This is a genomic window from Nocardioides sp. NPDC057772 (assembly GCF_042798075.1).
In the GTDB taxonomy this organism is placed as follows: Bacteria; Actinomycetota; Actinomycetes; order Propionibacteriales; family Nocardioidaceae; genus Nocardioides.
On the sequence record NZ_JBHVKN010000250.1, the window covers coordinates 1 to 6669 of the forward strand.

The following is a 6669-nucleotide window of genomic DNA, read 5'->3' on the forward strand; positions in this document are numbered from 1 at the left end:
AGTTCACGTCCCCGCGTGCGTGAGGTTGCCGTCCGAGGAGTCGTTACCTGGGCTGGCAGAGACAATGCACTTGGCCTTCTGCCTGCGTTTCTCACGGATCCGAGTGGTCGGGTGTCCTCCGCCGCCGCGCGTGCCCTTGGCCGTCTCGGCGTCCCGGCGTCCGTGGCGTCGGAGGCTTGGTCATCGGAACGCCGGTCGAATCGTCGTGCCGCCTGGCTTTTGGCCCGCTCGTGCGGCGGATGGGATCAGGTCGAGGCCGATCTCCGGCTCGCTGGGGACCAGGATGCTGAGCTGGCAGGCCTCGGTCGCGCCCAGGTTTCGAATTGGCTCGAGGTCCGCGCGGCCACCACGTGGCAACCCATGAACGAAGAGCAGCGCGACCGGATTGCCTTGCTGCTGGAAAGTTGGGACGGACAACCTCGCGCGAAGCGTGCCATTGCGTTTCATGCTGGGATCAGGTCGACGCCACCCGAGCGCACCGTGGACAACGGCGACCTCGCGTCACCCCGCAAGTTGTGGTGGCGTCGTTGACGTGTCGATGTGGACATCCGATCGACCTGTCATTCTGAGGAGGTGTCCGAGATGTACGTTCAGGTCGCCGTCGAGGGCGGGGCGATCGAGGAGTATCAGCGAGCCCTTGCTGCCACGCACGTAAACGGCGGTGTTCGTGTGTGCCGATTTCGATGGGAGGGTGACAACGGCGATTGGTTCAATGTGAACACCAATCTGGCGCTGCACGAGACCTTCCGGACTCTTCTCGAGAGCACCGCTGCCCAGCAAGCGTTGCCCGAGGTTCTCGTGCCGTCCCCATTCCCAATCGGCAGCCCGCCCGACTTCTGGCCAGTCGCAGGTGGAGCCCTGCGCCTCGAGGGCGATCTGGCTGCGGCCCTCGCTCGTGGTGGTGCTTACAAACGTCACCCAGGGACAGATCGCGATGCGAAGGATCTCGCCCGCCGCGCGGAGCGGGACCTCATTGGCGACCGCTACGAAGACTTCACGCTCTTTGTCAGCGATGCGCCGTGGTCACCGTGGTTCTTCGACGTCGCCTGGGACCAGACGTGGATCTTGGTAGACCGGCGACGATCCGAGGTGACGATCATCTGCGCAACGGATACCGACTAACGGATTGCGTCGCGCCCGCGAGCGGCGGTCGTCAGTCCTCGTCGGCGACCCAGAAGATCCCGGAGCCGATCTCGCTCATGACAACCAGACCGCGGTCCATGACGTAGTCGGTGGCCGGCGTCCAGCCACGGTCGACGCCGTTCGTGGCGAAGCGGCCGCCGTACGGGCCAAAGGCGTCGATGAATTCGCCCGCGAGCCAATCGGCGCGGTGACGGGGCATGAGTTCGGCCTGATAAGGGAGACTCCGATGGAGGAGCCCGGAGAGGAGCGCCCGCGCCTCTGACCGGCTGATCTCGATCCACGCCTTCCCGAGCGGCTCGATGCCGGCAATGCGGGCGACGTCGTCGTACGTCGCGGCCTCGCTGGGCTGCAGGACGGTCAGCCATACCTGTTCGACGTCGATATCCTGCATGAAGCGAGCGACGTCTGCGGGCAATCTCAGGGCGGTCATTCGTACCCTGTGGCGGTGCGGAGGCCGTGTCGCACAACCTCCCAGCCATTGCCGACAACGCGCATGTCGCCGTTCTCTGCATAGATGCCGCCAGAATCGTCTAGCCAGGACGCGAAGGCTTCGAGGTATTCGTGCAACTCAGCGTTGCGCCAAGGGGCACCGGACGCCGATTCCATCGCGAGTTCGCGCGCAGTCGCGACCACGGCGTCCCGCCCTCCGCCGATCGAGGCTGACGGGCAGCCGCCCGCGTTGCATTCCTCATCGACGTCAATGTCACCGTGCTCGAACTCGTAGTGGAAGCAGACGTAATGCATCTGCTCGACGGTCTCGAAGTTCGTTGCGCTCGACTTCACCGCCCTACCGCAGCGTCGGCAGATCTGGGGCATGAATGAAGGATGTCATCGGACCCGAGAAACGGGTAGCACCTACCGTAAGGCGTACGTGACGATGGCCGTCCCGAGCCCAGCCGTCGAAGGAGGCGTGGTATGAGTCGGACCTCGTTCGTGAGCAAGCTTCGAGACCAGGTCGTTCGGCCGCTGATCCACAGCGCGCTGGTGGAGCAGGAGATCCCCGATGTCACGGTCGCGGTCGTGGTCGGTACGGAGTACAACAACTCGCTCCGAGGGCATTGGGAACAGCCTTGGACGTATCCCGAGGACGGGCACGAGTACGTGTGGGCGTACGTCACGTATCTGCCCACGAACGAGCGTTCTGGCTGGCGATTGGGGCGCTCGGAGGACCTTCACGATCCGGCCGAGTTGGTGAATGCGCTCTGGCGACTGGGCTCGGATCTCGAGGACTGGGTGTGCGAGACGTCGTTCGCGTGGGGCGAGGAGCGTCATGCTCGGGTTCCAAAGATTCGAGATCTGCCTGAATGGCTGATCGCCGGCGCCTGAGGTCCAGGCGCCGGCGATCCCCTCAGACGTACGGCCGGATGGCGTCGATGATCCGCGACCAGTTCTCGGCACCGTACCCGCGCGAGCGGGCCCAGGAGTAGTGGGCCTGGACGGCGCGGGGGAGGTCGGTGTCGATGCCGGCTGCCTCGCTGGCCTCGACGAGGTGGTCGGCGGTGGCGCCCATCATGGTGATGGTGCTCAGGTGGCCGGGGTGCTTGCCGGCGTCGAGCTGGGCGCCGAGGTCCTCGCCGGCGGCGAGCATCGGCGGGATGCCTGCGAGGGTCTGCATGAGCTCGGGCAGAGCAGCCGAAGGTTTGATGCCGCCCGTCTCCAGCAGCGCCACCGCGTGGAGGAGCGAGGAGAGGGAGGTGAGGAAGATGTCCAGGTTGGCCTGGTACATCAGCTGCGCGAGCCCGGGGTCCTCACCCAGGTAGCGGACGGACCCGATGCGGTCCAGCGCATCCTGGTGCAAAGAGAGCACGTCGGCCGGGCCGCTGATGTAGACGTACGCATCAGGCGTCCCGACCATCGGGGCCGGGACCATCACGCCGCCGGTGAGGAAGTGGGCGCCGTGCGAGGCCGCCCACTCCGCACCCCGACGCGTCCCGTCCGGGGACTCCGAGCTGAGGTTGACGACGGTGCGTCCCTTCAGCTCGGAGGTGGCGGAGTCGAGCACGTCGTACATCGCCTGGTAGTCGGTCAGGCTGAGGATGACCAGGTCGCTGGCGGCGACGGCCTTCGCCGGCGAGTCGGCCAGCTGGGCGCCGGCGGCGACGACCTCGTCGGCTCGCGATGCCGTGCGGTTCCATACGGTCACCGGATGCCCGGCGGCGAGCAGGCTGTGGACCATCGCCTGACCCATGGGGCCGAGGCCGATGACGGTGACGGGGGTGAGAGATTGATTCATGACGACAATCCTGGGGCTTTGCGTACGATGGCGGGAGTACCCACTATTTACTGGGGTACTTACCAAAAGGTGAGTGAGGAGAGTCCCGTGACGAGATCGACTCGGATCGGTCCCTACATCTGCGGCATCGACGCCGCGCTCGACGTGGTCAGCGGCAAGTGGAAGGGGCTGATCCTGTGGGAGCTCGACAACTACGGCGTACGCCGCTTCGCAGAGCTCCGCCGAGGCCTGCCCGGTGTCAGCGAGAAGATGCTGACCCAGCACCTGCGCGAGATGGAGCAGGACGGGCTCGTGCACCGGGAGGTGTATGCCGAGGTGCCGCCGCGGGTGGAGTACTCGCTGACCGAGCACGGCCGCAGCCTCAACGCCGCGCTCGGGCCGCTCGGCCGCTGGGGCATGGACCGCATCGCCCGCGAGCGCACCGAGCTGGTCGAGCACCGCGACGCCGCCATCCTGCCGCGTTGACGGTCGGCGGGGATCAGTGCCCGCTGGCGACGCAGAACTCGTTGCCCTCGACGTCACGCAGCACGGTCCATCGGATCCCGAACTCGTCGTGCTCCGCGACGACGCTCGCGCCGAGCGCGATCAGGCGCGCGACCTCCGCGGCGCGGTCGGCGGCGATGAGGTCGGGGTGGGCGCGGTTCTTGGCCTGGCGTGCCTCGGGAACGCGCGCGAACAGCCAGGCCTCCACGCCCGGGGTGGGCTCTTTGAGACCGATGGAGCTGAACTCCTCGGTGCTTCCCTCGTCGAGCGGGCGGTCGAGCGCGGCGGCCCAGAAGGTGGCGGTGCGAAGCGCGTCGGAGCAGTCGAAGGTGATCGCGCCGAGAGTCAGGGTCATGCGGGGTCCTTTCGAGGGGTGAGCGGCCAGACGATGTCAGTCTGGTAGGCCGACGGCAGGGCGCCGTCGGAGACGTTGACGACGTACGCCTCGCGGAGCGGTTGCCCGGTCGGGGTGCCGTGGTGCGCGACCCAGGCGCCGAGGAGACCGTAGGTCTCGGGCAGGGTCTCGTAGCTGCCGGCATGGGTGGCGACCGCAGCGGTGACCGGCGGCAGTCGCAGCAGTACGGCGCCCTCGGGAGCGACGTCCGCCCTAACCGGAAAGTACGCTGTGACCTGCTGCTCCGCGTCGTCGACGAACTCGGCGTCATAGAGCGCCGACGCCGGCCCAGTTATCTCGATCCGACCGGACTGGCACGCCTGCTCGAGCCGCTCGAACGCCGGCCCGAGGAAGCCGTCATAGGCGCCGTCGCGGACGATGCCGGTCACCCCGACCGCGGTCGTGGCGGGGAGTTCGACGAGTCGCGGCGGGGTCCAGGAGGCAGGGGGAGCGGCGTACAGGTCCTCGACGATCTTCTCGACCTGCCGGGCGCGCTCGTGCATCCGGTCGGCATGCCTGGCGAGGGTCGCGGCGGTGACCTCGGGGTCGCGCGCGGCCAGGATCGCAGCGACGTCGACGAGCGGGACCTCCAGGTCACGAAGCCGGCGGATGATGGTGGCATCGGCCAGCTGCCCCGCGGCGTACCGACGAAAGCCGGTCTCCGGATCGACCTCCGCCGGGACGAGCAGGCCTCGGTCGTGGTAGGCGCGCAGCGTCTTGATGGAGAGGCTGGCGGCGCGCGAGAAGGTCCCGATGGACAGCAGCGGCTCGCTCATGCGATCCATCCTTCTCTCTCCCCCGGAGGGAGACACAAGGACCCAGCGGAAGCGGCGTGGCAAACGCCACAACGTCGATCCAAATCGACCCGACCGGGCCGTCCCGATTTGGGCAGGAGACGGCCGTGGGGTGAGCCTGAAGTAATGACACAACTGCACAGTGAGACCACCGCGGGCGATCCCGGCGAGCGGTCTTTCCTGGGCCAGCCACGCGTACTGGCCAACCTGTTCGGCGTCGAACTGTGGGAGCGGTTCAGCTTCTACGGCATGCAGGGCATCCTGGCGATCTACCTCTACTACTCCGCGGCCCAGGGCGGTCTCGGGATCAGCGAGACGGTCGCGCTCGGGATCGTCGGGGCGTACGGCGGCGCGGTCTACCTCTCGACCATCATCGCCGCCTGGATCGCCGACCGCCTGCTCGGAGCGGAGCGTACGCTCTTCTACTCCGCCTGCCTCGTCGTCCTCGGCCACCTCGGCCTCGCGCTGATCCCCGGGATCGCCGGTGTCGGCGTCGGGCTGGTCCTGATCGCGCTCGGCTCGGGCGGCGTGAAGGCCAACGCGTCCTCCCTCGTCGGCACCCTGTACGCCGCCGATGACGAGCGCCGCGACGCCGGCTTCTCCCTCTTCTACCTGGGCATCAACCTGGGTGCCCTGGTCGGCCCGCTGCTGACCGGTCTGCTGCAGAAGCAGTGGGGCTTCCACGTCGGCTTCGGTCTCGCCGCGGTCGGGATGATCCTCGGTCTGATCCAGTACACGCTGGGCAGGCGCCGGCTTCCCGCCGCCAGCCGCGTCGTACCCAACCCGCTCCCCGCTGCCGAGCGCGGCCGCTGGATCGGGATCGCCGGCGCGGCGGTGGCGCTCATCGTGGTGCTGTGCCTGACCGGCGTGATCACCGCGCCGCGCTTGGCCAACATCGTGATCGGCATCAGCATCGTCGCCGCGGTCGTGCTCTTCGCGGTCATCCTCTCCAGCCGCGTGATCTCCTCCGTCGAGCGCAGCCGGGTGTGGGCGATGGTGCCTCTGTTCATCGCCTCTGCGGTCTTCTGGTCGCTCTACCAGCAGCAGTTCACCGTCATGGTGGTCTACTCCGACCAGCGCCTGGACCGCGACATCTTCGGCTGGGAGATGCCGGTCTCCTGGGTCAACTCGATCAACCCGGTCTTCATCATCCTGCTCGCCGGCGTCTTCGCCGCCCTGTGGACCAAGCTCGGCTCCCGTCAGCCCTCGACGCCGGTGAAGTTCGGTCTCGGCACGATCCTGATGGGGCTGGCGTTCTGGGCGTTCCTGCTGATGCCGAGCGGTGCTCACTCGGTGCCGCTGATCGGCCTCGCGTTCATCCTGCTGCTCTTCACCCTCGCCGAGCTGCTGCTCTCCCCGGTCGGTCTCTCGCTGGCCACCAAGCTCGCCCCGGCTCGGTTCCAGACCCAGATGATGGCGCTGTTCTTCCTCTCGGTCGCGCTCGGCACCGCGATGTCCGGTCGCCTGGCCGAGTTCTACGACGTCTCGAACGACAGCGGCTTCTTCTGGTGGGTCGGCCTCGCCTCCGTCGTGGTCGGCGTCCTGCTGCTCATCGGCAACCGGCCCATCCGCAAGCTGATGGCCGGTGTGCACTGATCTCTGCGGCGTACGCGTCCGAAGGC

The 6669-nt window shown here is 67.6% G+C and carries 10 protein-coding genes; 4 read left to right on the forward strand and 6 right to left on the reverse strand.

The features are described from left to right. Positions 1-180: 180 nt before the first annotated feature. Entirely contained in the window at positions 181-447 is a 267-nt protein-coding gene (locus tag ACFVJS_RS25205; protein WP_378886137.1) for a hypothetical protein, read from the reverse strand. 126 nt (positions 448-573) lie between these two features. On the opposite strand from ACFVJS_RS25205, the gene ACFVJS_RS25210 reads away from it, so the two are divergent. Next, positions 574-1122 carry a hypothetical protein gene (locus ACFVJS_RS25210; protein ID WP_378886138.1) on the forward strand — a complete coding sequence of 183 codons (549 nt, stop codon included), beginning with the start codon at positions 574-576 and terminating at the stop codon, positions 1120-1122. 31 nt (positions 1123-1153) lie between these two features. Here the strand turns inward: ACFVJS_RS25210 and ACFVJS_RS25215 are convergent, their stop codons facing one another. Then, the gene (locus tag ACFVJS_RS25215) at positions 1154-1534 is read right to left on the reverse strand and encodes a hypothetical protein (RefSeq protein WP_378886140.1); all 381 of its coding nucleotides are present in this window, start codon (positions 1532-1534) and stop codon (positions 1154-1156) included. Positions 1535-1569: 35 nt separating this feature from the next. Then, on the reverse strand, positions 1570-1926 hold the full coding sequence (locus ACFVJS_RS25220) for a hypothetical protein (protein WP_378886141.1): 357 nt from the start codon (positions 1924-1926) through the stop codon (positions 1570-1572). Between the two features lie 201 nt (positions 1927-2127). On the opposite strand from ACFVJS_RS25220, the gene ACFVJS_RS25225 reads away from it, so the two are divergent. Beyond that, the gene (locus ACFVJS_RS25225) at positions 2128-2469 is read left to right on the forward strand and encodes a hypothetical protein (RefSeq protein WP_378886143.1); all 342 of its coding nucleotides are present in this window, start codon (positions 2128-2130) and stop codon (positions 2467-2469) included. A 22-nt stretch (positions 2470-2491) separates the two neighbouring features. Here the strand turns inward: ACFVJS_RS25225 and ACFVJS_RS25230 are convergent, their stop codons facing one another. Continuing rightward, on the reverse strand, positions 2492-3376 hold the full coding sequence (locus ACFVJS_RS25230; protein WP_378886145.1) for an NAD(P)-dependent oxidoreductase: 885 nt from the start codon (positions 3374-3376) through the stop codon (positions 2492-2494). 87 nt (positions 3377-3463) lie between these two features. Here ACFVJS_RS25230 and ACFVJS_RS25235 point away from each other — a divergent pair, with 87 nt between their 5' ends. Then, entirely contained in the window at positions 3464-3841 is a 378-nt protein-coding gene (locus ACFVJS_RS25235) for a winged helix-turn-helix transcriptional regulator (protein ID WP_378886147.1), read from the forward strand. A gap of 13 nt (positions 3842-3854) precedes the next feature. Here ACFVJS_RS25235 and ACFVJS_RS25240 read toward each other — a convergent pair whose 3' ends face one another. Then, positions 3855-4214 carry a VOC family protein gene (locus ACFVJS_RS25240; protein WP_378886149.1) on the reverse strand — a complete coding sequence of 120 codons (360 nt, stop codon included), beginning with the start codon at positions 4212-4214 and terminating at the stop codon, positions 3855-3857. Next, the gene (locus tag ACFVJS_RS25245) at positions 4211-5029 is read right to left on the reverse strand and encodes a MerR family transcriptional regulator (protein ID WP_378886150.1); all 819 of its coding nucleotides are present in this window, start codon (positions 5027-5029) and stop codon (positions 4211-4213) included. The genes ACFVJS_RS25240 and ACFVJS_RS25245 overlap by 4 nt, the downstream gene beginning before the upstream one ends. 144 nt (positions 5030-5173) lie before the next feature. On the opposite strand from ACFVJS_RS25245, the gene ACFVJS_RS25250 reads away from it, so the two are divergent. Continuing rightward, entirely contained in the window at positions 5174-6643 is a 1470-nt protein-coding gene (locus ACFVJS_RS25250) for a peptide MFS transporter (protein WP_378886152.1), read from the forward strand. The last annotated feature ends 26 nt before the right edge of the window (positions 6644-6669 follow it).

Coding starts and splice junctions, on each gene's coding strand:
- ACFVJS_RS25205 (WP_378886137.1), bottom strand. CDS start 447: ATGAAACGCAATGGCACGCTTCGCGCGAGGTTGTCCGTCCCAACTTTC.
- ACFVJS_RS25215 (WP_378886140.1), bottom strand. CDS start 1,534: ATGCAGGATATCGACGTCGAACAGGTATGGCTGACCGTCCTGCAGCCC.
- ACFVJS_RS25230 (WP_378886145.1), bottom strand. CDS start 3,376: ATGAATCAATCTCTCACCCCCGTCACCGTCATCGGCCTCGGCCCCATG.
- ACFVJS_RS25240 (WP_378886149.1), bottom strand. CDS start 4,214: ATGACCCTGACTCTCGGCGCGATCACCTTCGACTGCTCCGACGCGCTT.
- ACFVJS_RS25245 (WP_378886150.1), bottom strand. CDS start 5,029: ATGAGCGAGCCGCTGCTGTCCATCGGGACCTTCTCGCGCGCCGCCAGC.
- ACFVJS_RS25250 (WP_378886152.1), top strand. CDS start 5,174: ATGACACAACTGCACAGTGAGACCACCGCGGGCGATCCCGGCGAGCGG.